The sequence below is a fragment of the Mycobacterium europaeum genome (assembly GCF_034555895.2).
Classification (GTDB): domain Bacteria; phylum Actinomycetota; class Actinomycetes; order Mycobacteriales; family Mycobacteriaceae; genus Mycobacterium; species Mycobacterium europaeum.
This window is the reverse complement of sequence record NZ_CP157315.1, coordinates 5,770,862-5,797,816: the sequence shown is the minus strand read 5'-3', so window position 1 is coordinate 5,797,816 and position 26,955 is coordinate 5,770,862. Positions and strand designations below refer to the sequence as shown.

General features: G+C 63.1%; 18 protein-coding genes and 6 pseudogenes. 10 read left to right on the top strand and 14 right to left on the bottom strand.

Annotated elements, in window-relative coordinates; translation table 11 throughout:
- Positions 1–23: 23 nt before the first annotated feature.
- Positions 24–485: pseudogene (locus U8D42_RS26970) on the top strand (acetyl-CoA acetyltransferase); the annotation flags it as partial.
- Here U8D42_RS26970 and U8D42_RS26965 read toward each other — a convergent pair.
- The 9 genes and pseudogenes from U8D42_RS26965 to U8D42_RS26925 all read right to left on the bottom strand — a co-directional run bounded on the left by U8D42_RS26965 (position 401) and on the right by U8D42_RS26925 (position 10,345).
- Positions 401–799 carry a hypothetical protein gene (locus U8D42_RS26965; RefSeq protein WP_174814222.1) on the bottom strand — a complete coding sequence of 133 codons (399 nt, stop codon included), beginning with the start codon at positions 797–799 and terminating at the stop codon, positions 401–403. The pseudogene U8D42_RS26970 and the gene U8D42_RS26965 overlap by 85 nt on opposite strands.
- 557 nt (positions 800–1,356) lie before the next feature.
- Positions 1,357–1,575: pseudogene (locus U8D42_RS26960) on the bottom strand (transposase); the annotation flags it as partial.
- 46 nt (positions 1,576–1,621) lie between these two features.
- Positions 1,622–3,565 (bottom strand): tyrosine-type recombinase/integrase, encoded by a 1,944-nt coding sequence (locus U8D42_RS26955; RefSeq protein WP_007172497.1) that lies wholly within the window; start codon positions 3,563–3,565, stop codon positions 1,622–1,624.
- The gene (locus tag U8D42_RS26950; protein ID WP_007172498.1) at positions 3,562–4,611 is read right to left on the bottom strand and encodes a tyrosine-type recombinase/integrase; all 1,050 of its coding nucleotides are present in this window, start codon (positions 4,609–4,611) and stop codon (positions 3,562–3,564) included. Before U8D42_RS26950 ends, U8D42_RS26955 begins: the two co-directional genes overlap by 4 nt.
- 116 nt (positions 4,612–4,727) lie before the next feature.
- A pseudogene (locus U8D42_RS26945) lies at positions 4,728–5,741 on the bottom strand (IS256 family transposase); the annotation flags it as partial.
- A 431-nt stretch (positions 5,742–6,172) separates the two neighbouring features.
- Positions 6,173–7,426: an IS30 family transposase gene (locus tag U8D42_RS26940; protein WP_101930934.1), complete on the bottom strand. Its 1,254-nt coding sequence runs from the start codon at positions 7,424–7,426 to the stop codon at positions 6,173–6,175.
- Positions 7,427–7,680: 254 nt separating this feature from the next.
- Entirely contained in the window at positions 7,681–8,808 is a 1,128-nt protein-coding gene (locus U8D42_RS26935; protein ID WP_007172300.1) for an integrase, read from the bottom strand.
- Between the two features lie 140 nt (positions 8,809–8,948).
- Positions 8,949–9,272 (bottom strand): helix-turn-helix domain-containing protein, encoded by a 324-nt coding sequence (locus U8D42_RS26930; protein ID WP_007172299.1) that lies wholly within the window; start codon positions 9,270–9,272, stop codon positions 8,949–8,951.
- Positions 9,269–10,345 (bottom strand): tyrosine-type recombinase/integrase, encoded by a 1,077-nt coding sequence (locus tag U8D42_RS26925; RefSeq protein WP_007172298.1) that lies wholly within the window; start codon positions 10,343–10,345, stop codon positions 9,269–9,271. Before U8D42_RS26925 ends, U8D42_RS26930 begins: the two co-directional genes overlap by 4 nt.
- Positions 10,346–10,802: 457 nt before the next feature.
- On the opposite strand from U8D42_RS26925, the pseudogene U8D42_RS26920 reads away from it, so the two are divergent.
- The 3 genes and pseudogenes from U8D42_RS26920 to U8D42_RS26910 all read left to right on the top strand — a co-directional run.
- Positions 10,803–10,916 (top strand): annotated as a pseudogene (locus U8D42_RS26920) (hypothetical protein); the annotation flags it as partial.
- Positions 10,917–11,035: 119 nt separating this feature from the next.
- Positions 11,036–11,647 carry a hypothetical protein gene (locus tag U8D42_RS26915; RefSeq protein ID WP_087139652.1) on the top strand — a complete coding sequence of 204 codons (612 nt, stop codon included), beginning with the start codon at positions 11,036–11,038 and terminating at the stop codon, positions 11,645–11,647.
- A complete protein-coding gene (locus U8D42_RS26910; RefSeq protein WP_007172296.1) occupies positions 11,647–12,255 on the top strand; it encodes a hypothetical protein in 609 nt (202 codons plus the stop codon). Before U8D42_RS26915 ends, U8D42_RS26910 begins: the two co-directional genes overlap by 1 nt.
- Positions 12,256–12,900: 645 nt before the next feature.
- On the opposite strand, the gene U8D42_RS26905 is transcribed toward U8D42_RS26910, so the two are convergent.
- The gene (locus U8D42_RS26905; RefSeq protein ID WP_007172295.1) at positions 12,901–13,482 is read right to left on the bottom strand and encodes a TetR/AcrR family transcriptional regulator; all 582 of its coding nucleotides are present in this window, start codon (positions 13,480–13,482) and stop codon (positions 12,901–12,903) included.
- Positions 13,483–13,547: 65 nt separating this feature from the next.
- Between U8D42_RS26905 and U8D42_RS26900 the strand changes: the two genes are divergently transcribed.
- From U8D42_RS26900 to U8D42_RS26885, 4 genes and pseudogenes are all read left to right on the top strand, one after another.
- Positions 13,548–14,741, top strand: a complete 1,194-nt coding sequence (locus tag U8D42_RS26900; RefSeq protein ID WP_007172294.1) for a cytochrome P450 — start codon at positions 13,548–13,550, stop codon at positions 14,739–14,741.
- Between the two features lie 104 nt (positions 14,742–14,845).
- A complete protein-coding gene (locus tag U8D42_RS26895) occupies positions 14,846–15,265 on the top strand; it encodes an MmpS family transport accessory protein (protein WP_007172563.1) in 420 nt (139 codons plus the stop codon).
- Positions 15,262–18,195 (top strand): RND family transporter, encoded by a 2,934-nt coding sequence (locus U8D42_RS26890; RefSeq protein WP_007172562.1) that lies wholly within the window; start codon positions 15,262–15,264, stop codon positions 18,193–18,195. The genes U8D42_RS26895 and U8D42_RS26890 overlap by 4 nt, the downstream gene beginning before the upstream one ends.
- Positions 18,196–20,713: pseudogene (locus U8D42_RS26885) on the top strand (MMPL family transporter); the annotation flags it as partial.
- 31 nt (positions 20,714–20,744) lie between these two features.
- Here the strand turns inward: U8D42_RS26885 and U8D42_RS26880 are convergent.
- A pseudogene (locus U8D42_RS26880) lies at positions 20,745–21,214 on the bottom strand (PaaI family thioesterase).
- 287 nt (positions 21,215–21,501) lie between these two features.
- Positions 21,502–22,071 carry a carboxymuconolactone decarboxylase family protein gene (locus U8D42_RS26875; RefSeq protein WP_372457562.1) on the bottom strand — a complete coding sequence of 190 codons (570 nt, stop codon included), beginning with the start codon at positions 22,069–22,071 and terminating at the stop codon, positions 21,502–21,504.
- 246 nt (positions 22,072–22,317) lie between these two features.
- Between U8D42_RS26875 and U8D42_RS26870 the strand changes: the two genes are divergently transcribed.
- Positions 22,318–23,526 (top strand): IS110 family transposase, encoded by a 1,209-nt coding sequence (locus U8D42_RS26870; protein ID WP_007172600.1) that lies wholly within the window; start codon positions 22,318–22,320, stop codon positions 23,524–23,526.
- Positions 23,527–23,568: 42 nt separating this feature from the next.
- Here the strand turns inward: U8D42_RS26870 and U8D42_RS26865 are convergent, their stop codons facing one another.
- The gene (locus U8D42_RS26865) at positions 23,569–24,666 is read right to left on the bottom strand and encodes a zinc-dependent alcohol dehydrogenase (protein ID WP_007172287.1); all 1,098 of its coding nucleotides are present in this window, start codon (positions 24,664–24,666) and stop codon (positions 23,569–23,571) included.
- Positions 24,663–26,156: an acetyl-CoA acetyltransferase gene (locus U8D42_RS26860; protein ID WP_007172286.1), complete on the bottom strand. Its 1,494-nt coding sequence runs from the start codon at positions 26,154–26,156 to the stop codon at positions 24,663–24,665. The genes U8D42_RS26865 and U8D42_RS26860 overlap by 4 nt, the downstream gene beginning before the upstream one ends.
- Before the next feature lie 120 nt (positions 26,157–26,276).
- On the opposite strand from U8D42_RS26860, the gene U8D42_RS26855 reads away from it, so the two are divergent.
- Positions 26,277–26,924 carry a TetR/AcrR family transcriptional regulator gene (locus tag U8D42_RS26855; protein ID WP_046182710.1) on the top strand — a complete coding sequence of 216 codons (648 nt, stop codon included), beginning with the start codon at positions 26,277–26,279 and terminating at the stop codon, positions 26,922–26,924.
- Positions 26,925–26,955: the final 31 nt, after the last annotated feature.

Genomic DNA, 26,955 nt, shown 5'->3' with positions numbered 1-26,955 from the left:
CGACGATGAACGTGACCTGACCGTTGGCGATTCCGCCCCGCACTCCCGTTGTCGTCGCGGTCGGTGAGATCACGCACCGCGGCGACAGCGTCGTCGATCCCATCGATTTGGCTTGCGAAGCCGCGCGTCGAGCATTGCAAGACGCGGGCGCTGCGATCGGGCATCGGATCGATACGGTGGCGACACCGGGCATTCTGATGATTCCGCGTGACAATCCCGCGTCGAGAATTGCCGAAGCGGTTGGGCTGGCGCCCCGGCGTCGCATCAGCTGCCCGATTGGCGGCAATACACCGCAATACCTCGTCGAGGTCCTTGGTGGGGACATTGTGCGCGGTATCAGCGATGCGGTGCTGGTCGTCGGAGCCGAGACCGGCGAGTCCGCCCGCAGAGTCAAATCGGGTCATGCGCTCCGCGATCCGAAACCCGTTGATGCACAGGATGAGTCACTTGGCGACACACGTCCCGGATTGAGCCCAGCCGAGATGTGTGCTACCTCACCGACTTTGACTCCCGCCAGTTCAGCGATCGCAGTGAGGCTTTCACCGCGGCCTTGCATCCGGGCCAACGCTGTCGCGCCGGCCTGGCGGTGTTCGTGACGGCGCCGCTCTCCCTCTGCGTGTATCTCGAGGATACGGTTGCGCTCCCACTCGTCGACGGCGGCCAGCCGCCCAAGCTCGACGAGGAACGACGCAGCGTCATCGACATTTTGACGCTCACGCTCCAGACGTGCCTCGTTGGCCTTGTTCTGCGCCTCCCGGACACGCTTGCGCGCTGCCGATTTCGAATTGATGTTCACCACGTGGGAACCATAGGACGCACCCATCGTCGTGCTCTACCATCCTGACCAACATCATCTGTGTCCCCATTTGTCCGCACCCTTTGTCGCCAAATCGACTGCCTACCAATGCAACACATCCGCACCGATCCGCACCACTCACCACAACCACCTGTCCGATCCGGGAAACGGTCGGGTGCGCTCGTTCACGCGCTACGACACACTTATGCCAACGAGACCCGTACCACAGCAGCCTGAAACCCGCTATCTGCACTGGTCGGCACGCGGTGGTTTCGCTTGGTGTGCGATGGCGCTATATGACCAGCTCAGACACCCCTTCTGGACCTCAACCAGAAGGGCTTGACCGCTCTCCTAAAGCCGGTCTCGCAGATTCGACCCCCTGACCGCACTCGACGGTGCATTTCCGATCGAATGTCGCACTGCTGGTAGCGGGAATCGAAAACTATGCCTCATGATCTCGGTATGACCTGCCGGCCAGTACCAACGGCGGGAGACGGGGTTGGGGTCAAGTCCAGGGACGTGGTGTACGACGTCGTCGTGTGATTCTTCGACTTGGTGGTTTAGGCGGTCAGTGCCGCCGGGGTGTCCTCCTGTTCTGTTGATGGCGTGTGGTCGGCGCGGGATTTGCTGAGGACGTCGAGGCCGAGGTAGCGGCGGGATTCGGCCCATTCGTCGTGTTGTTCGGCCAGCACCGCGCCGACGAGGCGGATTAGGGCGTTGCGGTCGGGGAAGATTCCGACGACGTCGGTGCGCCGGCGGATTTCCTTGTTGAGTCGTTCTTTTATCCGGCCCTCGGGGGCGGGTCAACCCGTCGGGGTGGGATGTTCATCGATCGAGGCGCTGGAGGTGGTCGGTAAGGGCGTGGGCGACGCGGTCGTGGCGGGCGGCTTCGTCGGTCCAGCCGCGGCACTCGGCGTCGGTTCTGAGGGCCTGGACGTCGGCGAGTTGGTCGGTGAGCGTGTCGCGGAATTCGGGGGCGGTGACGTAGTTGTCGCAGGTTTCGCAGATGTTGGCATAAGGGCACGCGCCCGCGGATTCGTGGCGAGCGCAGTATCCGTGTGCAACGCGGGTTTTCAGCATTTCACTGTGCAGCCAGCCGACCTTGTCGGGCAGGATCGGTTTGCCGACCGGGGTGAGGGTGAACTGGCGGCGCATCTTGCCCATCGCTTCGTCGTAGGCCGCGCGCAGGGTGGGCGAGGCCAGGGTGGCGTAGCGGATCGTCATTTGTGGAGTGACGTGCCCGAGTAAGGACATCAAGGCCTGCAGACTCATCCCGGCGTTGGCGAGTTCGGTGGCCCAGGTGTGGCGCAACTGATGTGGAGTGACCATCAGGACGCCGCCGTCGGGACGGTGCAACCCGGCGGATTCAGCGGCGGTGAGCAGCCCGTTGCGCAGCCGGGTGTAGCCCAGGCGGCGTCCGTGCCGGGTGAACAGAAAGTCGGTGAGCACGCCGGTGCGTGGGTGCGGCAGCGGCCGGTGCGTGCCGCGGAGGGCGACCCACTCGTCGAGCGCGGCGAGGGTCGCGGCGGAGAGCGGGACCATGCGTTCGGTGGCGAGCTTGCCCAGTGGCACCTTCAGCCAGGTTCCGGCCGGTCCGTAGTCGATGATGCTGCCCAGTTCGAGGTCGAGCAGTTCCCCCGCCCGCAGGCCGGCACCACGCAGCACGGTCAGGCCGATGCGGGCGAACGGATCCTGCAGGTGGGCAACGGCGTTCATCACTGCCGCGTCCACATCGGGTGCTAGCGCGCGTGGCAACGGCTGGTCGAGTTTGGGGACGTCGGCGGCGAATACCAACCGCCGTGGTGGGGCCTGCGCCCAGCCCCAGGCGGTGATGTCGTCGAGCAGGTTGCGCAGACTGAGCACTGCCGACTGGGCCACCGCGGCCGAGACGGTGCGCCCGGCGCCCGCGGCGGCGCGCTGACCACGCCAGCCCCGGGTGCGATTCCATTTCAGGTAGCCCTCGATGCAGCTCCGGTCGAGTTCACGCAGGCTGATGACGTCGGGATGGTGAGCGGTGAGGTATTCGGCGAAGGGCAGCAGGTCGTTGATCAGCGACTCGACCGATTTGGGCCGCAGCACCGCCGCGCGCACGCCGATGTAGCGCAGCAACGTCTGACGGATCGGGTCGGGCATCTCCACCTCGGTGAAGCGCTGCTCGAGGCTACGGGCCCACCGCCGGCGTTTCGGCGCGGTGTCGATGACCGCGGTCTCGAACAACAGCTGCCGCAGGCTGGCCAGCCGCCCCCTGTATGCCCGCCGCGACGATGGCGGCACCACGGTACGTGACAGCGCGGCGTCGAAGTCGTCGAGCGCGTCGCCGGTCAGGTCGGCGACCATTCCGCCGTGGTGTGCCAGCACTACCGCCAGACATTCGCCGAGGACCGTCTCGACCCAGGAACTCCTCCAGCCCAACCGAATTCCCGCATTCCGCAACGCGGCGAATCCGCTCGGATCCCGGTCCTCCACTGCGCGGCCCAGCCCGGTCAACTGTTTGACCGCGGCCAGCTCGACGTCCAGCCGTAACCGGCCGGTGCCGATCGTGTGACAGATCAGCGGCCACGCCCCGGTGTCCCGTATCTCGGCGATCCGCTCGGCTGCCGGCAGCGTCATCCAGGCGTGCAGGTCGCGGTGGCGTGCGGTGAAGTCGCGAGCGATCCGAATCCGGTCGCGTACCGCCCGCCCGCTCAAACCCAGGGTGGCGACGTGGTCGAGATAATCCGCCACCACCTCGTCGGCGCCTACGGGTTGGCCGACCAACACCGTGGTCACTGCCGGGCTCCGGCCAACGTCGCACGAGCAGCACCGTATTCGGCGGCGAGCTGCTCGATCGACAAATGCACGTAGCGGGCCGTGGTCTCCGGCGAGACATGCCCCATCAACGCCCGCAACGCCAGCAGATCGATTCCGGCCGCCGACAATTCGGTGCCGTAGGTATGCCGTAAACGGTGCGGGCGGACTCTTGTGGCGCCAGAGGTCTCCCGGTGCCGACGGAACAGGCTGCGCAGCCCGGCCTCGCTGACCGGTGCACCGGTCGTCGGGCCGCGCAGCACTACGAAGCACTGCGGCGTCGCCAACCCCGGCGGCCGCTCCCATCGCAGGTAGGCGGCGAGCTCGGTGAAGAACGCCGCATCGACCGGGACATGACGTTCCTTGCCGCCCTTGCCGATCACCCGAAGCCGGCGCCGGCCCATATCGACGTCGGCGAGCAGCAGGCCACGCGCCTCGGCCGAACGCAGCCCTCCGAGTAGCATCACCAGCACCATCGCCCGGTCCCGGTGCGTTGCCAGTGTCGCCAGGAACGCGTCGACATCGTTGGTGGACAACGATTCCGGAAGACGCTGCGGCTGACGCACCAACCTACCGCCACTGCGTGCACGCCCGGGACCCAGATGACCGAGCAACCCCCGCTGCGACTGGCGCAGCCCCTGTCCCCGCCGCGGCGACGGCACCGGATTGTCGGTGCAGACACCGGTCATCACCAGATACTCGAATAACGCGCGCACTGCCGCGACCCGGCGGTTCACCGTCGAAGCTGCCGGCGGGGTCGACGAGCGGTGACCGCCGGTGGGCTGGTCCGTTCGGCGGACGCCTTGCCAGTCGATCCAGTCGAACACCAACGGCGCATCGACCGCGGCGAGCCCGACCGCTTGCTGGACGAGGAACCGGCTCAAATTGGCGACGTCGAATGCGTAGGCCCGCACCGTGGCCGCGCTGAACCCCCGTCCCGCCAAATGGTTGAGAAACGCGTTCACCGCGTCCTGCCCGTCCCAGTCGCCCTCCAGGACATATCCGCTGTCGCTCTTGAGTACCCGCATCGCCGCTCCGCCTTCCCCCACCGAGATGCAGACAGCATCCATCCGTGCTCAGCGCTTGTGCGTGAACCTCACGCTGCAGCCCGAACCGTGTCCCCGGAGAGCCGGTTAACGGATAGTGGGTTGTTGGACCAGATCTGCCGCCAAATTTGTTTGGGGAAGGCGGTGAAGGCGAGCAGGTCGGCGCGGGCGTCTTCGAGGTGGTCGGCGACCTTGGGGAGCTTGTCGGCCAGTGCGTCGATGATGCGGTCATATTGGGCTGCAACGGAACCGGCGTCAGGTTGATCGAAGACCGAATGCAGTAGTGTGCGTACCCACGGCCACGATGATTTCGGAGTGATGGCCATCAGGTTGGTGGCGTAGTGGGTGCGACACCGTTGCCACGATGCCCCAGGCAGGGTGGCGCCGATCGCGGCCACCAGACCGGCGTGGGCGTCGGAAGTGACCAGACGGACCCCTGATAGGCCGCGGGCGGTCAGCGACCGCAGGAAGGTCAGCCAGCCGGCCCCGTCCTCGGCGGTGGTGACGTCGATGCCCAGGATTTCGCGGTAGCCCTCGGCGTTGACCCCGGTGGCGATCAGCGCGTGCACGTTGACCACCCGGCCTGCTTCGCGAACCTTGAGCACCAGGGCGTCAGCAGCCATGAACGTGTACGGGCCTGCATCCAGTGGCCGGGTCCGGAACGCCTCGACCGCGGCGTCGAGCTCTTTGGCCATCACGCTGACCTGGGACTTCGACAAGCTGGTGATGCCCAGAGTCTCGACGAGTTTGTCCATCCGCCGCGTCGAAACGCCCAGCAGGTAGCAGGTAGCCACCACCGTGGTCAGGGCCCGCTCGGCGCGTTTGCGCCGTTCCAGCAGCCAGTCCGGGAAGTACGAACCTTGCCTTAGCTTGGGAATCGCCAGATCCAATGTGCCTGCGCGGGTGTCAAACTCGCGGTGCCGATACCCGTTGCGGGAATTGGTGCGCTCGCTGCTGCGCTGGCCGTAGCCGGCACCGCACACCGCGTCGGCTTCGGCGCCCATCAGGGCGTGAATGAAGGCGGCCAACAACTCGCGCAGCACATCAGGGTGCGTGGTGGTGAGTCGTTCGGCCAGCACGGCAGACAGGTCGATATCGTGGGCAATGGTCATCGCGTTGATTCCTTTGCTCGAGTGACTTTGGTCGGTCCCTCGAAGAATCACGCGATGACCTTCATTCATCCGGCTACGACACGCCGGTCATCACCGGCTCGTACACCACTCTGCTGGACGCAACTGGGGTTGGAGACGATGACGATAGAAAATGCGTCGGTCATGCTCACCGCTCATGAAGTTCGAGCGATGACCGGAGTTCCGGTCTCAACGCTGCATGAATGGGCGGCCAGGCGGGAACGTGGGATTGATGCGCCTGGTCCACATCACCTCAGGCTTAGCGATCGGCACCGTCGATGGTTACTGGATGACGTCAAAGATTGGCTGGAATCGACTCGGGTGTAGAGCGATTCGCCCTCACCCAACTACTTAGCACAACCGCTGTCAACGGCGGCCGAAAATTGACCCCTTTTCGACGGGGTGGGTTCTACTCAACGTCGCAACACCGACGGATCACTCGAGACTAACAGGGCAGCGAATAGATCGGCGGGGCAACGGTCTTGGAGGACCATGCGGGGGCGATGGTTGAGTTCGTGTTCGACGGCCAACAACTGCTCCGGCGGGTGGCTGATGAGGGTGACGCCCTTCGGGAAGTAGTCGCGCAGCAGTCCGTTGGTGTTCTCGTTCGTGCCGCGTTGCCAGGGTGATCTGGAGTCGCAGAAGTAGACGGGCGCGCCGAGCTTGTCGGTGGTGGCAAGGTGGCGCGCCATCTCGGTGCCCTGGTCCCAGGTGATCGACCGCATCAGCGTGGGTGGCAGATCCTTCATGCGGGCCACCAAGGCCGCGTGCAGGGAGTCGGCGTCACTGCGAGGCAGATGCACCAACCGCAGCATCCGGGTCTGGCGTTCGACCAGAGTGCCGATCGCCGAGAGGTGGTTATTACCGATGATAAGGTCGCCTTCCCAGTGGCCGGCTTCAGACCGGTCGACAGCCGAGAAGGACCGGTCGTGGATGGTGAGCATCGGCTGCTGGAACCGCGGCCGCCGGCAACTCTGGCGGTGATGCGCTCGGCGGTGATCTCGACCGGTGCGCAGCGGTGAGCGTCGGTGCGGCGCTAATCGCGAGGGCCGCATGAAACGTGAATTCGGTTGATAGACAGCTTGATAGATGCTTTCGTGGCATAACCACATCGATGAATCATCGGGGAAGCGGTGGCGGAGGTGACGGCTGATCTGTTGGGGGCTCCAACGCTGAAGAAGCAGCTCGGCGACCGCGTTACCGAGCTGGTCGTTGGTGTCGACCCGACGGCGGTGGTGACGTGCTCGTCGCGCGGTGGCTCGCCGGTGGGCATCGAAGGGCTGATATCCGCGGCCGGCTGGTGCGTTGCGCCGTAGCTCCCTCGAAATCGTCGACGGCGCTCGACCGAGTCGGGTGGCGATCGTCCGCACCCTCAGCCCTGAGTGATGCAGATCGGCGATCTCGATGCGCTCGTCCTGGGACAGGTATCGCGTGCTGATCTGGCGGACCGCTAGTCGATCTAGCGGCGGGACGAACCCGACCGCGACGCCGTTGCGGTAGGTCTTGTAACCGCGTGTCCAGTTCGTCGCAGCGGACCGGGACACACCGACTTCGCGGGCCGCGGCCCGCACGCTCCACCCGCGAGCCCGCAACTCCATGAACCGCTGACGCTTGGCCGACTGCGGACGACGTCCCGGCCCCTTCTTCACCCGACGCGACGATGCCAACACAACCTCCAGAATCTAGAGAAGTGTTGCGACCGCACCTAGAAACCACCGCGTCGACACGGGGTCAGTTTTCAGACGACGCCGACACTGTCAAGCGGCAATACGACCGAATCGAATATGGCGGGTTACCAGTGAGTTTCCCGTGAGTTCAGCCGGATTGAAGCGATTTCAGTTGGAACCCACGGCCTTTCGGCTGTGAAGGTTCATAACTGCGGCGGGTTCGCGGGCCCTGAGTCTGGCGGCGTTGGGTGGCACTACGGTTCTACCGGCTGCTCGAGTTCGTCGCTGAGCAGCCGTTCGGCCACGGTGGTGTAGCGCCGTGCGGTGTTGTGGGAGATGCCGAAGACGAGAGACAGGTGCAGTGGGTCCGGGCCTGCGGTCAGCGCTTCGTGAAGGATTCGGTCGGCACGGATGCGTTCGATCGTGAATCCATTGTCGCTCAACGATGGTTTCACCGATTTTTGACTGACCGGCGTTGTGCGCAATGCAGTTTTCGTCGTGAGTAGAACGTGCCGGTTCGGAGTGTGGGGCCATCTGTCCCGGCGGTGGTCGAGCCATGTGTTCAGCGCGATGTGGGTGAGCTCACCGAGCCGTTGGTTGTGTCCGGCAAGGGTGATCCGCCGGTTCGGCAGGTCGATGTCGTCGAGCGTGAGTTTGCGTATAACGGCTGTGCGGCAGGCATGTTCGACGCTCAGCGCCACGACGAGGCGTTCAAGCGGTTCGCTGGCGAGCTGTTCGATCGAGCGCACCTCGTCATCGGTGATGGGCAGGAGGTCCTGGTCTACTGGTTGGCTCTTCAAACCCGCTGTTGGGTTGCTGAAGACCAGAGCATTCTTCTTGGCGTGCCGGAACAGCGACCGCAGCGCCTTGATCAGATTGTGGCGCTGGTTTCCCTGAAACGGCCGCAGCGCCGCGTCGACGTCGGCCCTGGTGACCTCCCTGAGATGCTCGTAGGAGGTGGACCAGTGCGCGAGAAGGGGCTTGACCGAGCCGAAGTAGCTGTAGAGCGTCCTCGGTGATCGTGGGCGAGCACGTGCGCCGCCGACCAACAGGGTAAGGAGCCAGTGGTGGGCCGGCTCGGCGAATCCTGGCGGAAGTTCCGCGGTGACGCGGTCGATCCAGGCACGGATCGGAGGTTCGGTGTCGTCTTTCAGCAGGTCGAAGTGGGATAGGATTTCGACGAGCCTGCGACGGGACGCGAGCCGATGCGGCCGGGTTCGAACCTCGGTGAGCGGCACGCGATCACCGGTGGGCCGACCGGCCAGAAGGGTGAGCAGGGCGTCGAGGCATCGGTTTGTGGTCTCACCGCACCAATCGTGGGCGGCACCGAGTTCCCGGGCGTGTATCGCGGCGGCCGCGAGCACGGGGTCGTCGGATTCCAAGGCTGGATGCCGCCGGGGCGGGCGAGGAGGCAGTCCCGCCTTTCTGCGTTGGTAGGACGCTCTTCTTGAACAGCTTCTGCCGCAGTATTTTTGGTCGCGGCGACTGTTGGCAGGCAGCGCAGTCCCGCAGTGCAGGCAGTTCATCGCGGCGGCAGCGACCTGCCGGCGCGAGTGCGCGGCGTGACCGACCGGGCCTCACCGACCGCCGCTGACTCGTCGTCGGTGACGGGCGTGGCCGCTGCCACGGTTTCGGGTTCGGGAATCAGCAACTCGTCGACCCCGCAGCCGAGGACGGCGCAGATGACGTCCAGGTCGTTCAGTTTGATGGCGTTGGGGTTGCCCGACCACAGGCCCGACATCTTGCCGGCGCTGATGACCAGACCGCGGTCGGCGAGCATCCGCTGGAGTTCGCTGGCCTTCCAGATGCCGCGATTGGCCGCGGCCAATCGCAGGTTCCATTTCATCGAGCGAGTCCTTTCCATCGATCGGCGACCCGGCGTTGCCCGGTGACCCAGGCATCTTCGACGTGGGTGGCGTGCACGTGGATATACCGAGCCGTTGTGCCCGTCCAGGCGTGACCTAATAGTTCCTGGATCGCGAATAGGTTCATACCGGCCAGATAAAGCTGGGATGCGCAGAAATGCCGCAGCACATGCGGTGTCAGCTTCCCCGACCACCTCGGCAGATATCGGTCGGTGGCCTCGGCCAGGGCGCGGCGATAGACGTCGGCGGTCGCGCGCATACACGTCCCGTCGATGTTCTTGCGTTCGGACGGAAACAGCGGCGCAGCATGGTTTTTCGGGTCGACATCGAACAGGCCCAGCACGTCTTCGATGAACCACTGCAGGCTGCGGTCGGCGCCGTTGATCAGTGGCACTACCCGCGGCTTGGGACCTTTGCGACGAGATCCCTTGCCATGACGGACGTTCAGCTTGCCGAACCGGCCCAGCTCCCAGCGCACGTCATCCAGGTCGAGCATCCGCGCCTCGTTGATCCGCAATCCGACATCGGCCACCAGGCGAGCCACGGCGTAGTTTCGGGCGGTCGGGGCGAACTTGCGGCAGGTGACCAGCTCCCCGCGCCACCCCGCGAACAGCTGCTCCACCTCGTCGGCGGTCGGCGGGATGCGCAGCTGCGGATCCACCCACGCCCGCGGTCGGTTGATCTCATCGAGCGGGCACTCGATGACCCGGCCGCTGAGATTGTGCAACTCGACCTTGTGACGCAGTTCGAGGAACTGAAAGTACACCGTCAGCGCGGCCGCCCGCCCGGTCCGAGTCGACGCCCGGGCATCACGCAGCACCTTGCCGAAGTAGGTGTCGGCGTCAGCAGGCTGGATCTCCCACAGCGGCCGACCGAACCAGTCCCGGATCAGCTCAAGGTGATTCACGTCGTTGCGGATGGTCGAGTCGACCAACCCGGCCGATGCCCGGGCAAGGACGAATCCGGCCAGCACATCGGTCTCGAAGCCGGCGAGCTCATCCTCGGTCGCCGGTGCCCGCTGCTCCCTCAGGTCCCGCACGACAGCCAGAGCCAACCCACGCCTCCTCAACTTCACCCACAGTGAAGAATCATCAGCTGATCAGTTATCCAGTCGGCAAAGATGATGCCACTTCATTCGCGGGTTTTGCAGCAGGGACACGCCCACAACAGCTGGTCCAGGCACTCGACGGGCTGGCGCACACCACTCGGTGGCTCAGGAACCCGTCGACTGTTGGTTAACTACCGCATATAGCGCAATCGGTTGTACTTCAACGTAGTCGAGCGCCACTATACATTCCCGATAATCCGCCGCCATACGCATCGCACGCTCTTGCAACCGGTTTCGACGTGATGCAGCGAGTGTGGCACTAACGCATTGTGATTCACTCGATGAGTCAATTCCTAGGGCCGATAACCGGGCGAGCGGTCGAGCGGGCGGGCGTTTCCAGCAAACGCTCCTGCCTGTGGTCCTACTGCGCAGCCGCTCCCCCGCCGGGGGATTGGAGCCTGCTTTGGCCCGCCAACCCGAAGCCCAACAACGCATGTTCGTGCCCTTCCTCATCACGGTGGGCCTCGTCGAAGCAGCGACCTGGGAACGTCTCCCTACGACAAGGTGGAGACCGTAGCCACCGTCCGCCGACACCGCGGACCGCGAGGGGCGCAGCGTTGATCAATGAAATTGACCACCGCTGCGAAAATGCCGAAATGCGCCCCATGCTGCGGCGATCGCCCTATCGTTTGTGCCATGACGGGGGTAGGCATGCCGGCGTGGCCGGCAACAATGGCAGCATTCGTGCTCGAACTCGCCGGGATCGTGCCACCGCTAGATCCAAGAGTGCGAAATGAATTGGCTCAAGACGAAGAGAGTGTCGAGCTCGCGCAGCGTCTAGCGGAAGAACCCTCGCTACAAGATATCGTGTTCTCGGATGCGGATCATCCGTCGCTCCACACCCCTACCGTATTGTCTTTCACCGCAGAATCGTGGGCTCAGGCGCGCTCAGGTCTGGGCATCGTTGAGCGGGGTCAGGGCGAGCGCATCGCGGCCATCTGGCACACGGCGGTTCCGCTGGTCAACGGTGACTACCTGTTGACCCCGGATCCGGGTCACCCTGAAGCGGTGTCGTTCTATCGAGCCACGCGCAATGACGACGAGGGTGCGATCGATTTTCGCGTGGGCACTGCGTCGAGGGGCCCGTATGAGGTCGTGTGGGAGGACAACGACGACCGCTGCCATCTCAGACGATTCTTCAACGGCCTCTTGCAATGCAAGGTGGTCGGGTGCAGCGAGGTGTGTCATAGAGGCATCGAGGTGGACCCCATAACGGGCGCACAGTCATTTCCGTGCGGGTGTCCCTGATGTTCGGCATCGACTGGATTATTTGGGGCGTCATCATTGCCGCCGCCACGTTGGGGGCCGCAATCGGCGTGCCGGTCGTCCTCTACATCCGTCAGAACCGCGCCAACATCACGGTGACAAGCGAATTCGACAAGACCGGGTTCGTGGAAGTCGTCCTCGCCAAGGAGGGAAGCGGGGCCGCGCAAGTCGATTCGGTTGAACTCATGGCAGCTGGCACCAACACCAAGCTGCCATTAATCGGACGTTCCAAAACTGGTGCCGGGCCAATCAACTTCGATGGCGGCAAAGCCAAGATTCGCGTCTACTTCACACTCACCAGCGGGGCGAGTGCAACCGATGCCATCGAGGTACACGTCGAACACAAAGGCAAATCGTCGAGGGTCAAGTCCACCTGGACGACCAAGACCATATCTCCCCAGGCTGGCACCGAAATGATCGATCTGCGCGACCCGATTGAACCCGAAGCAGACACCACTACGAAAAAGGCGCCTGGCACTGCTGGTACTGGCACGACTGGGGCGAATCCGCCAGCAGCTCAATCAAATACACCCGCGCCAGGACTTTCCAACCCGCAGCGTGACACAGACGATCCCGACGTCAAGACGTAGAGCGTCCATCACGTCGAGGTCTCCCCCGGCGCCTCCAAGGAAGCCCGGTCGCGGAGGTTCGCGGCTGTGGCCCACACAACGGAAGGCCGTCGGGGACAGCCTTCGGGTGAGGATCCACCGGCGATACCGAATATCGCGATGTGGACATCCCACGTTGCCGAGACGCGGGTCGGATTGGCCATATCTGACTATTGCGGCCGCCGCCCGGCGGAGCCATTCGAGACCTGGATGCTTCGAGGCTGTGCCACGCCTCCGTAGCCCTGGCAAGTCCCCCGTCTGACGCTAATTTTGCCCGCGGCCACGGGCTACTTGACCCGTCGTGTGCGGGCGCATGGTTGGTGTGCGACGACCATCGAGACTTTGCACAGTGCACGAAACACCAAGGGGCGGTGTGTAAGTCGTGTGTTGGCACTGTGCTGGTGGAGTGGTCGTATTCGAAACCTACGGTATTGCCGTGGTGGGCTAGCGGTTTTCGGGTCCGACGTTCTGGCTGCACTGGTCAGGTGCCCGGATCTCGCCGGCCGCGAACCTCCATCGGACGCGGGCGTTCTGGGGGTGAGCTGTTGCGGTAGGAGATGTTCAGAAATGCTCAAAGTCGTTGACTATCGAGCACACGCGTGGTCGCAGATTGGTCTGCGGGGGGAGCTAGCGTGGCCGTATGCCGGTAAACACGACGTCGTGAATTGTTCGTGCGATTAGATCTTCGTCGAGCGTATCGTCGGTGATTAGGTAGGTCAGTGCGCTGGTGGTGACTGCACCGAATAGCGCGATGGCGGCAGCTCTGGGGTTGTCGAGAGCCTCGAGTGAACGGTCGTTAGCGCCCGCGCGAAGCAAGGTCTCGACGGGTTCGAAGTAGGCAGTGCTGATCATGTTGGCGATGACGGGCATGCGGGCGGCGCGGCCCAGTTCTCCTATGAGGGCGCGACAGACAGCGGGCCGCTGGGCCATCACGCGCAGTTGGGCACTGATGACGTCGTGCAGGCGTTGGGCGGCGGCGCCGTCTGCCTCGACGATCGCGGTGACCTCGTGCGCGACGTGTTGTAGGGCGTCTTCGAGGAGGAAGGCGAGTATTTCTTCTTTGCCGGCGAAGTAGTAGTAGAGCGTGGCCTTGGCGATGCCCGTGGTCGCGGCGACGTCTTCGATCTTTGTGTCGTTGAGCCCGCGCTCGGCGAAGAGTTCGGCCGCGGCAGGCAACCGGTCGGCAATCTGAGCGGGAATCTTCCGCATAAAGTCCTCCCCTCGGTTTAAACTCTCAGTCTAAACCGACGTTCTGCAATGTGGCAGGAGACGCTATGTCGACGGTACAACTTCGCTACGATCCCTTTGACGCGGAAATTCAGGACGACCCCTACCCCGTCTACCGGCAGCTACGCGACGCGGCACCGGTCTATCACGCCGCCGATACCAACACCTGGGTACTTAGTCGCCACGCGGATGTCATCAGCGCGCTGCTTGACCATCACAGCTACTCGTCGGTCGACGGAGTATTTCCGACTCCACCGGGCTCGACTTTTCGCGAATCGCTGCTGCCGATGATGATTTTGATGGATCCCCCGCGACACGATCAGCTGCGGGCATTGGTTAGCAAGGCCTTCACCCCGCGACGAATCGCGGCGCTGACGTGCGCGATCGAGGACCTCGCTGATCAGTTGACGGCCGGCCTGATCCAGGAAGCCAGTTCGGCCGATTTCGTCGCCGACTTCGCAGCTGTACTACCAGCGATGGTGATCGCTGATTTGCTCGGTGTGCCGCGCGAGGACCGTACACAATTTCGGCGATGGTCGAACGCGTTGGTGCAGTCCAATCCCACCCACGGCGAGACCGGCGAGGCTTTGGCAGCCGCGGCCGCGATCTATGGCTACTTCACCGATTTCCTCGCCGACCGCCGCGGCCAACCGCGCGACGATTTGATGTCAGCGTTGGTGTGTGCCGAGATCGACGGAAAGCACCTTAGTGACGACGAACTGCTTGGCTTTTGCCTGCTGCTGCTGATCGCCGGTCATGAGACGACGTCGAATCTGCTGGCCAACGCCGCGGTGGTACTGGCCGACTATCGCGACACCCGCCACCGGCTGGCTGGCGATGAGAGCTTGCTCGGGGCAGCTGTTGAGGAGCTGCTGCGGTATGACTCACCGGCTCAAGGACTTTCGCGAACGTTGACCCGCGACGTGACAGTGCATGGCGTCACAATGTCGGCGGGTGATTCGGTGCTGTTGTTGTTCGGCTCGGCTAATCGTGACGAACGCGTGTTCGCTGATCCCGACGTGTTTGACATCGGGCGCAAACCCGAACACCAAGTGGCATTCGGCCGAGGCATTCACTTCTGTCTCGGTGCGTCCTTGGCCCGGATGGAGGCCCGGATCGCGTTGCGCGCCTTGCTGGCCCGCGTGCCCAACTGGGAAGTCGACTTGGGCCGCGCGCAGCGCCTGCGGTCGGGCCCGATCCGAGGCTATTTGTCGTTGCCGATCTCCTGGTCGGCGAACTAGCCGCGCTGCGGTCCAATTGGCTGTGACCGATCCAGTCGAATGGGCGGTGGGGCGCCCAACTAGCGGGAGATGGTTGGCTGGGGAGGATTCACGTTGGCGCTGCGATGAAGAAAATGTGGATCGTCCTGGTCATCGTGGCGGTGGTGGCGGTAGCGGGCTTCTGCGTACTGCGGCTTCGCACCTTTTTCGGCGTCCACGACGATCAGACGATGACCAGCGGCATCGCCGATGAGATCAAGCCGTTCAATCCCAAGCGCGTGGTTTACCAGGTTTATGGTCCCCCGGGGACGGTGGCCAACATCAACTACTTGGACATCAATGCCCAGCCCCAGAAAGCTAGCAACGTGCCTTTGCCCTGGACGCTCTCGGTTACCTCGACGCTGCCCTCGGTGAGCGTCAACATCGTCGCGCAGGGCGACAGCAACCAAATCGGCTGCCGGATCATCGTGGACGAGGTGGTCAAGGACGAAAGGTCGAGTCAGGGTATGAATGCGCAAACGTTCTGCATAGTGAAGTCCGCATGACCGATGACCGGGCCGCAGGGCTGCCGCATATGCCGGTTTTCGCGCGAACGGTCCACAAACTCGCGGTGCCCGTCGTCTTTGCCTGGGTGGGGCTTGTCGTCGTCCTCAGCGTCTTGGTTCCATCGCTGGACGCGGTCGCCGAAGAACACACCGTGTCGATGAGCCCCAAGGACGCGCCGTCGATGCAAGCGATGAAGCACATCGGCAAAGTATTCAACGAATTCAACAGTGACAGTGCGGTCATGATCGTGCTGGAAGGTGACAAGCCGCTGGGCGATGAGGCCCACCATTTCTACGACCAGATCGTCCGCAAACTCGAGGCTGACACGAAACACGTCCAGCACGTCCAGGACTTCTGGGGGGATCCGCTGACGGCCGCCGGTTCGCAAAGCTCCGACGGCAAGGCCGCCTATGTGCAGGCGTATCTTGCTGGTAACCAGGGCGAGAGCCTGGCCAGCGAGTCTGTCGCGGCGGTCCGCAAGATCGTGGACAGCGTGCCTGCGCCGTCGGGGGTCAAGGCCTATGTGACCGGCGCTGGGGCGTTGATCGCCGATCAGCACTCGGCCGGACAAAAGAGCCTCCAGAAGGTCACGATCATCACCTTCGTGGTGATCATCGTGATGTTGCTGTGGGTATACCGCTCGATTATCACCGTGTTCAGCACGTTGTTCATGGTGGTGATCGAGGTGATGGCGGCTCGGGGGGTTGTCGCTTTCCTGGCCTACAACAACATCATGGGATTGTCGACCTTCGCGGTTAATATTTTGGTGCTGTTGGCCATCGCCGCTGGGACAGACTATGCGATCTTTATTCTCGGCCGATATCAAGAGGCGCGCGGCCTAGGCGAGGACCGCGAAAAAGCCTTCTACACCATGTTCCACGGAACCGCGCACGTCGTCCTTGGCTCTGGCCTGACTATTGCCGGTGCGATGTATTGCCTGAGCTTTACCCGGCTTCCGTATTTCCAGACTATGGGTATCCCTTGTGCGGTCGGGATGCTGGTCGCCGTTGCTGCCGCGCTGACCTTGGGTCCGGCGGTCCTGACCGTCGGCAGTTTCTTCAAGCTGTTCGATCCTAAGCGCAAGATGCGGACCCGGGGATGGCGACGGGTGGGCACCGCGATCGTGCGCTGGCCCGGGCCAATTCTCGCGGTGTCAGTCGCGATCGCCCTCATCGGTCTACTCGCCCTACCCGGTTATCAAACCAATTACGACAACCGGCTGTATTTACCCCCGAGCGTCCCCGCGAATATCGGCTACGCCGCCGCCGAACGGCATTTCCCCGCGTCCCGGATGAATCCGGAATTGTTGATGATCGAGACCGATCACGACATGCGCAACCCGGCGGGCATGCTGGTGTTGGACCGGATCGCCAGGGGGGTCTTCCACATCCCGGGTGTCGCGCGCGTCCAGGCGATCACCCGGCCGCTGGGAACGCCGATCGAGCACACCTCAATCCCGTTCCAGATCAGCATGCAAAACACCACGCAGGTCGAAAACCAGCAGTACATGCACCAGCGCATGGACGACATGCTCAAGCAGGCCGACGCGATGCAACAGTCCATCGACACCATGCAGCGCATGTACAACATCACCTCGCAGATGGCCGCGGTCACCCACCACATGGACGGCCTCACGCATGAAATGTTGGATGTCACAAACACATTGCGCGACAACATCGCCAACTTCGATGATTTCTTCCGGCCGATTCGCAGCTACTTCTACTGGGAAAAGCACTGCTTCGACATCCCGGGCTGCTGGTCGCTGCGATCCCTCTTCGACGCGCTCGACGGTCTGGATCAGATCACCGAAAAATTCACCTATCTTGCCGGCGACATATCTCAGCTGGACGCCTTGATGCCGCAGATGCTGGCGCAGATGCCGCCCATGATCGCCACCATGACGACCATGAAGCAAATGATGCTGACCATGCACAGCTCGATGTCGTCGCTGTATGACCAGATGGACGTGATGAGCCAAAACTCGACCGCCATGGGCCAGGCCTTCGACGCCGCCAAGAACGACGACTCGTTCTACATCCCGCCGGAAGTCTTCGACAACCCCGACTTCAAGCGCGGTCTGAAGATGTTCCTGTCGCCGGACGGGCACGCGGCCCGCTTCATCATCTCCCATGAAGGGGATCCCGCGACCCCGGAAGGCATTTCGCACGTCGAGCCGATCAAGAACGCAGCCAAGGAAGCCATCAAGGGAACTCCGCTGGAGGGCGCCAAGATCTACCTTGCCGGCACCGCCGCGGTCTACAAGGACATGCGCGACGGCTCCAAATACGACCTGATGATCGCGGCAATAGCTGCGGCCAGCCTGATTTTGATCATCATGCTGATCATCACCCGAAGCCTGGTCGCCGCGGTCACCATCGTGGGCACGGTGCTGATCTCGTTGGGCGCCTCGTTCGGACTGTCCGTGCTGGTGTGGCAGGACATCATCGGCTTCAAACTGCACTGGATGGTGCTGGCGATGTCCATCATCTTGATGCTGGCCGTCGGATCCGACTACAACCTGCTGCTGGTGTCCCGTTTCAAAGAAGAAATCGGTGCCGGTTTGAAAACCGGAATCATCCGCTCGATGGCCGGCACCGGTGCGGTGGTGACGTCTGCGGGCCTGGTCTTCGCCGCCACCATGGCCTCGTTCATATTCAGCGATTTGAAAGTCGTCGGGCAGGTCGGCACCACCATCGGCCTGGGTCTGCTGTTCGACACCCTGATCGTGCGCTCATTCATGATGCCGTCCGTCGCCGCGCTGCTGGGGCGCTGGTTCTGGTGGCCGCAGCAGGTACGCACTCGCCCGGCCAGCCAGCTACTTCGGCCCTACGGGCCACGTTCGGCGGTTCGCGCCTACCTGCTGCCCCGGCAAGATGACCCGCAGTCGGCGACCACCGACCGGTTCCCGGCGGCCTCACCGCACTACTAAGCCATCACCGCTATCGCCGCCCAGTCCTTTAGCGGCACATCCACGACGGTCCGCGTAACCGGCCCTCCCGCGACGTTCAGCGATCAAATCGATTCGGCTGAGCAGGATTTGATTGTCATCTCCGTCGTGACCGCCGGGCTGATAGCGCTGATCTTGCTGGTCATCTACAGGTCACTGTTTACCGCGTTGCTGCCTCTGTTGGTTATCGGGGTCAGCCTTGCGGTAGGGCGCGGAGTGCTCTCGGCGCTGGGCGAAGCGGGAATGCCGGTGTCGCGATTCACCATCGCGTTCATGACGGCGATTCTGTTGGGCGCCGGCACCGATTATTCGGCATTTTTGATCAGCCGGTATCACGAGCAGCGCCGCCAGGACGTCTCGGCTGACCTCGCGGTGATCAACGCAACCGCCACCATCGGCCGGGTGATCCTGGCCTCCGCCGCGACTGTGGCGTTTGCATTTCTGGCCATGGTTCTTTGCAAAGCTGAGCGTTTTTGGCGCGCTGGGCCCAGCGTGCGCGATAGCCGTCTTCGTCGGAGTCGCGGCCACCGTGACATTGTTCCCTCCGGTATTGGCGCTGGCCGCCAAACGGCGGCATTGGCGAACCCAAAGCCGACCGCACACGCCGCTACTGGAACTGGATCGCCGTGGCCGTAGTCCGCCGACCCACCCCACTGCTGGCCGCCAGCCTGGCCCTTGTATTAGGGCTAGCGGCTGTCGCGCTGACCATGCGCATGAGCTACGACGACCGCCAAGGAGAGCCGGACACAACCGCCAGCAACGAAGGTTATCACCTGCTGGACAGGCACTTTCGCAAAGATATCGTCATCACCCAGTTCATGGTCGTGGAATCACGGACCGATATGCACACCGGTAAAGGCCTGGCCGACCTGGATGAGATGGCGTCTCGCGTGTCGCAATTGCCGGGCGTCACCAAAGTATCCGGCGTCACCCGGCCCACCGGGGCACGACTCGATCAGGCACAGCTCTCTTGGCAAAACGTCCAGATCGGCAACAAGATGGCCGATGCCGTCGCCAAAGGAGACGCCCACAAGACCGATCTCACCAAACTCACCGGCGGTGCCGACCAACTCGCCAGCGGCCTGGCGCAACTTGACACCACCCTTCGCACAGCGTTGACTCCGCTGACCGGTATCCTTAACCAAGCCCAGTCCAGCGGCTCGCAATTTCAGCGCTTTCGCCCTCTGCTGCAGCAACTTTCGACTACCACACCGACCATCGACCAAGCTATCCGAGCCGGACCTGGGCTACGTCAAGAAGCTCAACAAGCTCAGAATGCGATCGCCACGATCGACCCGCTGGTCGGTGCGCTCAACACCTCCCCCTGGTTTGCCTCCACACCCGAGTGCACCCAGATCCGCGACCAGGTACGGATTCTGGTGACCTTGCGCGATGGCGGCTTTTTCAGCCAGCTCGCCAACCTCGGCGACATGTACCAGCCGGGCGGCGATACTGCGGGGGGCACCATGGCAGACCTGCAGAACACGGTCACCTCGCTGAACAAGGCGTTCGGAGCGCTCGGCGACCCCGCCGACATGGCCGGCAACATCCGCCGCCTCCAAAACGGCATCAGCCAGCTCGCATCGGGCGCACAAGCCCTAGCCACCGGTGTGCATACCCTTGCCGACAGCAACATCGAAATGTTGTCCGGCATGAGTCAGATCGCCACCCAACTACAGAATTCCGCGCGGTCCAGCGCCGGTTCGGACAACTCCAGCGGCTTTTGCCTCCCGGCTAACGCCTTCGAGAATCGCCAGTTCTCCGATGTGGCAAAGCACTTCCTGTCCGCTGACGGCAAGACCGCACGCTTCGCCATCGAATCCAGCTACAACCCCTACAGCAGCGAAGCGATGGATCTCGCTCAGAAGATCACCCAAGTTGCCGATGCTGCACGCCCAACACCTCCTTGGCCAACGCCAAAATATCGATGGCCGGATTCCCCGCCGTCAACTCCGATATCCAGCGCCTTCTGTCGGCCGACTTCCATCTGCTGGCCATTGCCACGCTCGTCATCGTCGGACTGATCCTCGTCGTTCTCCTGCGCGCCTTGGTGGCCCCGCTCTACCTGCTCGGTACGGTCGTGCTCAACTACGCAGCCGCACTGGGCATCGGGACGCTCGTTTTCCAATACGGCCTCGGTAAGAAAATCGCTTGGCTGGTACCGCTTTTGGCGTTCATCATCTTGATCGCGGTGGGCGCCGACTACAACATGCTGCTGATCTCGCGGTTACGCGAGGAATCCGCTCACAACATCCGCGTCGGCGTACTGCGCACGGTCGCAAACACCGGCTCAGTCATCACTTCCGCCGGGCTCATCTACGCGGCCAGCATGTTCGGCCTTATGGTCGGTTCGGTCGCGATCATGATCCAAGCCGGGCTCATCATCGGCTGTGGCCTACTACTCGACACCTTTGTTGTCCGCACTCTCACGGTTCCCGCGATCGCCACATTGCTCCGTGAGACCAGCTGGTGGCCGCAACGTAAACGTGAGGACGCTTGAAACTCTTGCATTTTGACTAAAATACCGACGATTACGCACCTTCATCTGAGTCATGAGCGGTGTTGGGTCCAGCGAAGCGGACGAGCTGGTCAAGAAGCTCTCCGAAACCGGCGATGTCGCCGTGGGCGGCGAAGTGTTCGGGTTCTACCGTGATGAAAACCGCTGTTGCGGTGAAACGAATGACGCCATCTTCACCGACCCCCTCGCCAGTGTAAGGCACGTCCTTGCCGCACGCTGATACGTGCGCTAATGCGGTGGGGCTGGTGTAGCGGAACCGGCGCTAGATACTCGATCGCGAGATTGCGCGTGACCGCAGGCGTGCCGGCGATCCACAGGGTGAAGCCCAAAAGGTCGTCGCACGCCGCCGCGATAGCCCCGCCGTGCGCCAAGCCGGGCGCACCGATATGACGCTCATCGAATGCCACATCGGCATATACCTCATCGTCCAGACGATAGACCTCTAGCTGCAGGCCACTGGAATTCTCGGGTCCCGCAACCCATACAGGTAGGCGTGTGTGACGGCAGGCGTTGCGGTTCAGTTGAATTTGGAGCATCCAAGGTTGCGGCCTCGTTTCCGGTTGGACGTGTTCGATAACTTCGGCCATTGCGGCCTTAAACGACGAGAAATCCCGCATTAAGGTGCCGAACGCAGCAACTTGGCGTATGCCGACCTGGCAAAGTGCAGCTCATGGTCACGGCGAGCCGCGCCGGGCGATCCAAGCGCCAGTACGGTCCGCTTCGGCGCGATACCGTTAGCACGGTACCGCAGGCATTTTGGACACGCTGCGTCACGATGGTCGAACACCGTCAGGGGGCCATTCGTCGACGCCGTCTTCGAGCGGCACATCCAGAGATCGCAGGAGCGCAGAAAAGAGTCGCCAGTTGCCAATCGCCGCGACAAGTTCTACAAGGAGCCCCGGGTCTGCTTGCAACGCATCTCGGCACACAGCCCACGTGCCATCCGAGATGGTGCCGTCACGCAGTGTCTCATCGGTCGCCGCAAGTACAGCACGTTCGGCATCGCCAAAGTGGTTAGCATTCTGCCAATCTCGCACCGCGAGCAGGTCACGCTCGGACACGTCGAGCATTCGTGCGAGTCGCCAATGTTGCGTCCATTCATAGACCGAGCCGGTGACCCAGCCGATTCGCATGATGATCAGCTCTCGCAGCCGCGCGTCGAGGTCCCCGGTCCACAGCAACGCCTCCAGCAGTCCGTTCAAGGCCATTGCCACACTAGGCTGGTGAAGCGCGATTCGGAATATCGACAACTCCGCTATGGCTTCGGGGATGCCACATTGAGCAGCGCGCCGGCGCGCGTCTGTCAGGCCGAGCATTTCGACGCGGTTTCCACTGCCCACAGTCGGTCCTTAAGTTCGTAGGTGCAGTTACTTCGTGTTGTTACGTTGTGCTGTGACCCGGGTGGGTCGGGTGAGGCGGCATGTCGGTTGCCGGCCTGGTGGTGCGGCTTGAAAGGACTGGCCGCCCGGCCTTCCTGGACTTCCTCGGGCCGCTGATTGAGATCTGCGACGTGATCGCTTGTTTAAGGAAATGCTGGCGGGGTTGTCCGTGGGGATCGTGTTGGCAGACAAGCGGATAGGAGATCGATGGCAGCGGGCCAGTTGTGGGCTGGGGTTGATGTCGGCAAGGAACATCACTGGGTGTGCGTGGTCGACAACAGCGGCACGGTGGTGTTGTCGCGCAGACTCGGCAACGAGGAGCAACCGATCCGTGCGCTGATCGGCGAGATTGACTCGTTGGCTGATCAGGTTGCCTGGACGGTGGACCTGACCACGGTGTATGCCGCCCTGTTGTTGACCGTGTTGGCTGATGCCGGCAAGTCGGTGCGCTACCTGGCGGGCCGTGCGGTCTGGCAAGCCTCGGCGGTCTATCGAGGTGGTGAAGCCAAGACCGACGCCAAAGACGCCCGGGTGATCGCTGATCAGTCGCGGATGCGCGGCGATGACTTGCCACTGCTGCATCCCGACGACGATCTGATCACCGAACTGCGGCTGCTCACCGCTCATCGCGCCGACCTGGTCGCTGACCGCACCCGCACGATCAACCGACTGCGCCAACAACTCGTTGCGGTGTGTCCGGCGCTGGAGCGGGCCGCCCAGCTCAGCGCTGACCGGGGCTGGGTAGTGCTGCTGGCGCGCTACCAGCGCCCCAAAGCCATCCGCCAGACCGGTATTTCGCGGCTGACCCGGATCCTGGCCGACGCCGGAGTGCGTAATGCCGCGGCCATTGCGGCGGCTGCGGTGGCGGCCGCCAAAACTCAAACGGTCCGACTGCCCGGCGAACAAGTGGCCGCCGGACTGATCGCTGATCTGGCGCAGGGGGTGATTGCCCTCGATGACCGCATCAAGACCACCGATGCCGACATCGAGGACCGATTTCGCCGCCATCCACTGGCCGAAGTGATCACCAGCATCCCAGGCATGGGATTTCGGCTCGGTGCTGAATTCCTGGCCGCCGTCGGCGATCCCGAACTGATCGGCTCGGCCGACCAGCTCGCCGCCTGGGCCGGGCTCGCACCGGTATCTCGAGATTCGGGAAAACGCACCGGACGACTGCACACCCCCAAGCGCTACAGCCGCCGGCTGCGCCGGGTGATGTACATGTCCGCACTGACCGCCATCCGCTGCGACCCGGCCTCCCGCGCCTACTACCAACGCAAACGAAACCAAGGCAAACGACCCATCCCAGCCACCATCTGCCTGGCCCGACGCCGCACCAACGTCCTCTACGCACTCATCCGCGACAACCGCACCTGGCAACCCGACTCACCCCCGATCACTCAGTCGGCGGCTTGACATCGTCATTGAGAGTCCTTTCAGTTGGGCACTGCTGGCACGTCAGGCCATCGGTACGAAGACGTTGTGCAAGGCCGGAATCGTGCCCGGCTCGCCATCGGCTAAGACGTCGAGTAATCGTGGTAGGCCCGCGAAACCGGCGACGTCCCGGGATAGTTCATCGAAGGGCCAACGCCCAGAGACGAGCAATTCGATCGCGCTCTGATAGGCGGGGTAATCGACCCCCAGCGAGCCGAGGACGCGTAGTTCTTTGAAAACGAGGAGGTCTGGCTCGAAGCCTGGTGCTCCGCCGCCGCCGCGGGTGCCGGCGATCACCACGCGTCCGCCTGGTCGAGCAAGTGCGACGGCGTCAGCGAATGCACCTGGCGCTTTGGCGGTGACGTCGACGACGACGTCTGCGAGTTGACCGGTCGCTCGTTGCAGGGCCTTGACCGGGTCTTCACGGGTCACGTCAATGGTCAGGTCCACGCCGAACTTGGACGCTGCGGCTAACCGTGGTCGATCGCGTGGTCCGAGTCCGGTCATAGCGACGAATGCCGCTCCGGATTCCTTCGCTGCTACGGCCGAGCAGATGCCGCGGATGCCTGGCCCCAGGACTGCGACGACGTCGCCTGACGCGGTCTCCGGCAGCGTGGCAGCCCATTTGATTCCCGCGCCCAGCGGGTTGAACAACGTAGCGACAATCGGGTCGAGTCTGTCTGGAATCGACAACAGCATGGAATCGAAGGGCAGATGCAGGTGCGTTGCGTACCCTCCCCACAGGCCGGGATCGATGTTTACGTCGACGAAGCCGAACATCGTGGCCAGTCCGTTGCGCGAGCACCTGCGATACTCACCTCGGCGGCACGCGTCGCACTCCCGGCACGATCGAAAAACCTCGACCGCAACCCGATCACCTGCCGACACACCCCAACGCGCGCTTGCGGCGTCACCGACTGCCTCAACGACACCGACGATTTCATGTCCCGGGACGAAGGCGAAGCCCGCTGGTAGGTGACCGCTGTACTGCTCGTGATCGGTTCCGCAGAGCCCGCACGCCTCGATCCGAAGGACTCCGGAGTGGCCGTCGACGGGCGGTACCGCAAGAGTGCGCCGCTCGAGGGCGCGCGGCTTGGTCAGCACGAGCGCATCGGCCTTCATGGCAGTTCGAATTCGACGCGCTGATCAGCGGGCCGCACAGTTACCTGACGTCCGACCATCATCTCTTTTGACATTTCCTTCGCCACCTTCGCATCGTCGTTGCGAGCCGCGACGCGCCGGCCGTCGGGTAGACGCGCGAGAACAGGCACCCACGAAGGGCCAACGTCGCGGTCGTGTACCACCGTGTAGCCGTCGATCGTTGCCCTACCGGATGTGTCGGCGGCAGAAGCGACTGGAACCGCAGTCGCATCAATCGCGGCCTGCGCTTCCGCCATGTCCGGTGTCTGCCACCCAGTCGGCGGCGGCGTCGCCGACCATAGGCCCAACGAGTGCTTCGTGATGTACCAACCTAATCCGGAAACCAGTCCTAGGGCGTCCGGTTCGCTTCGGCAGCGTCGAACCATCTCCACAATCGAGTGGCTGACATAGTTGTTACCCGGTCCTCCGTGGTAGGGCAATCCACCGGTCACCGTGAACCCGCGTGGATCCGCTGGATCGAGATCGAGCGCCTCGATCGCAACTTCGACCGCGGAAGGGAAGCAGGAGTACAAATCGAACCATCCGATGTCATCGGCGGAAAGGTCGCAGGCAGCTAGGAGCGCCCGTCCGACAGCGCGAATTCCCGCGGACCGACTGAGATCGGGCCGCTGAACCGGAAAGTACACGTCGTTGCAAGTGGCCGCGCACCATGGGAAAACCCATCGGTCACGAGGAACACCGATTTCGTCGGCGACTTCGGCAGCCATCATGACGAAGGCGGCTGCCATATCGACGGTGATAATGCTGTTGAGCATCTTGGGATATGGCTCGCACACCATCCGGTTAGTTGGCGAGACCGAGCTGAGCTCACTGGCAGTGCGCGCGCGCGGAAACCATGCCTGGCCGGGATGCCTCGATGCTTCGAGCGTGAAGGGGGCCATCAGGTTTCCCAGCCAGCGACGCTGCTCATCGAAGGTCCGGCCCGATCGAGCCGCAATCGCCGATTCGAAGACCGGGTACACCTGGTGCGGCCAACGCAGTCCAGCACACATCTCGGCCGCGCTCAGACCGGGGCGAGTATCGCCAAGTGACTCATCCCGGCCCTCAACGGGTTTCGGGTCTCGTCGCACCTGACCCGATCCAACCCTACGAGCTGACGCGCCGCTCTCCGCTCCGACGACTAACACCGCGTCGCTGACACCGCGCGCGATGCGGGCGCCGAGCACCTCAACGAGGTACTGAGGCGTATTACCGCCAACCGGACAACTGATGCGCCGTATTGGCGCCAGCCCAGCCGCTTCGGCAATCCTCGTCGCAGGATTGTCACGCGGAATCATCAAGATTCCGGGCGTCGCCACCATATCGATTCGATGCCCGATAGCAGCGCCCGAGTCCTGCAATGCTCGACGCACGGCCTCGGAAGCCAAATCGATGGGGTCAACGACACCGTCGTCGCGGTGCGTGATCTCACCAACTGCGACGACGACCGGAGTGCGGCGTGGAATCGGCAACGGTCAGGCCGCGGTCATCGTCGACGCCTTTGCGACATATCTGCGATATTGTCACATAAGGTGCTATACGACAACTGCTTCGATCGTCAGCCCACGAACGGCACGGGACGGCATACTTGAATGGTGACGAAAAAATCGTTGCGATGGGGCACGGCGACCGCCGCGAGCCGCGACATCGCCCGAGACCATCTGCTCGATGCCGCCGCAACGTCCCTCGAGAACAAGGGGCTACCGGGCACCACGATGGAGGACATCGCCAGGCAGGCCGGGGTGTCCCGCGCCACGGTGTATCGCTACTTTCCGAGTCGTGAATCCGTCATTTCCGGTGTTATCTTGCGGTCAGCCGAACGCTACCTCCGCCGCATTAGTGCGCGGATCGCAGCGCATGCCGATTTAGGCTCGGCGATACTGGATTTCGTCGAGGTTACACTCCGTGCGGCCCACCGTGAACCCATAATCGGATTGCTATTCGGCAGTGACGACGAACTCGCCGGCGTAGGGCTGGCCAAGGGTACGTCGGTGGCTTTGTTCGAACTCGTCGCCGAGTTCCTTCGCCCTGTCTTCGCCGCGCACTGGGATCAACTTGAGCGTGGGGTGTCGGTCGACGATGCATCCGAGTGGATACTGCGGGCTATCCTCAGCCTACTCACGGTCGAAGGCCCAAGGCAGCGCAGCCCGGAGGGCCTCGATGCTTTTCTACGAAGATTCCTGCTTCCTCCTCTGCTCACCACCACCCGGTCTTGCGCTGATGCAACAAGTACGGAGTAATGTCTCGTTAGTGGCAGCAGTATCGGTGAAC

Excerpts from the sequence above, each read along its gene's own strand:
- U8D42_RS26950 (WP_007172498.1), bottom strand. The coding sequence starts at position 4,611 with ATGCGGGTACTCAAGAGCGACAGCGGATATGTCCTGGAGGGCGACTGG.
- U8D42_RS26930 (WP_007172299.1), bottom strand. The coding sequence starts at position 9,272 with ATGAAATGGAACCTGCGATTGGCCGCGGCCAATCGCGGCATCTGGAAG.
- U8D42_RS26915 (WP_087139652.1), top strand. The coding sequence starts at position 11,036 with ATGACGGGGGTAGGCATGCCGGCGTGGCCGGCAACAATGGCAGCATTC.
- U8D42_RS26910 (WP_007172296.1), top strand. The coding sequence starts at position 11,647 with ATGTTCGGCATCGACTGGATTATTTGGGGCGTCATCATTGCCGCCGCC.
- U8D42_RS26905 (WP_007172295.1), bottom strand. The coding sequence starts at position 13,482 with ATGCGGAAGATTCCCGCTCAGATTGCCGACCGGTTGCCTGCCGCGGCC.
- U8D42_RS26900 (WP_007172294.1), top strand. The coding sequence starts at position 13,548 with ATGTCGACGGTACAACTTCGCTACGATCCCTTTGACGCGGAAATTCAG.
- U8D42_RS26895 (WP_007172563.1), top strand. The coding sequence starts at position 14,846 with ATGAAGAAAATGTGGATCGTCCTGGTCATCGTGGCGGTGGTGGCGGTA.
- U8D42_RS26890 (WP_007172562.1), top strand. The coding sequence starts at position 15,262 with ATGACCGATGACCGGGCCGCAGGGCTGCCGCATATGCCGGTTTTCGCG.
- U8D42_RS26870 (WP_007172600.1), top strand. The coding sequence starts at position 22,318 with ATGGCAGCGGGCCAGTTGTGGGCTGGGGTTGATGTCGGCAAGGAACAT.
- U8D42_RS26865 (WP_007172287.1), bottom strand. The coding sequence starts at position 24,666 with ATGAAGGCCGATGCGCTCGTGCTGACCAAGCCGCGCGCCCTCGAGCGG.
- U8D42_RS26855 (WP_046182710.1), top strand. The coding sequence starts at position 26,277 with ATGGTGACGAAAAAATCGTTGCGATGGGGCACGGCGACCGCCGCGAGC.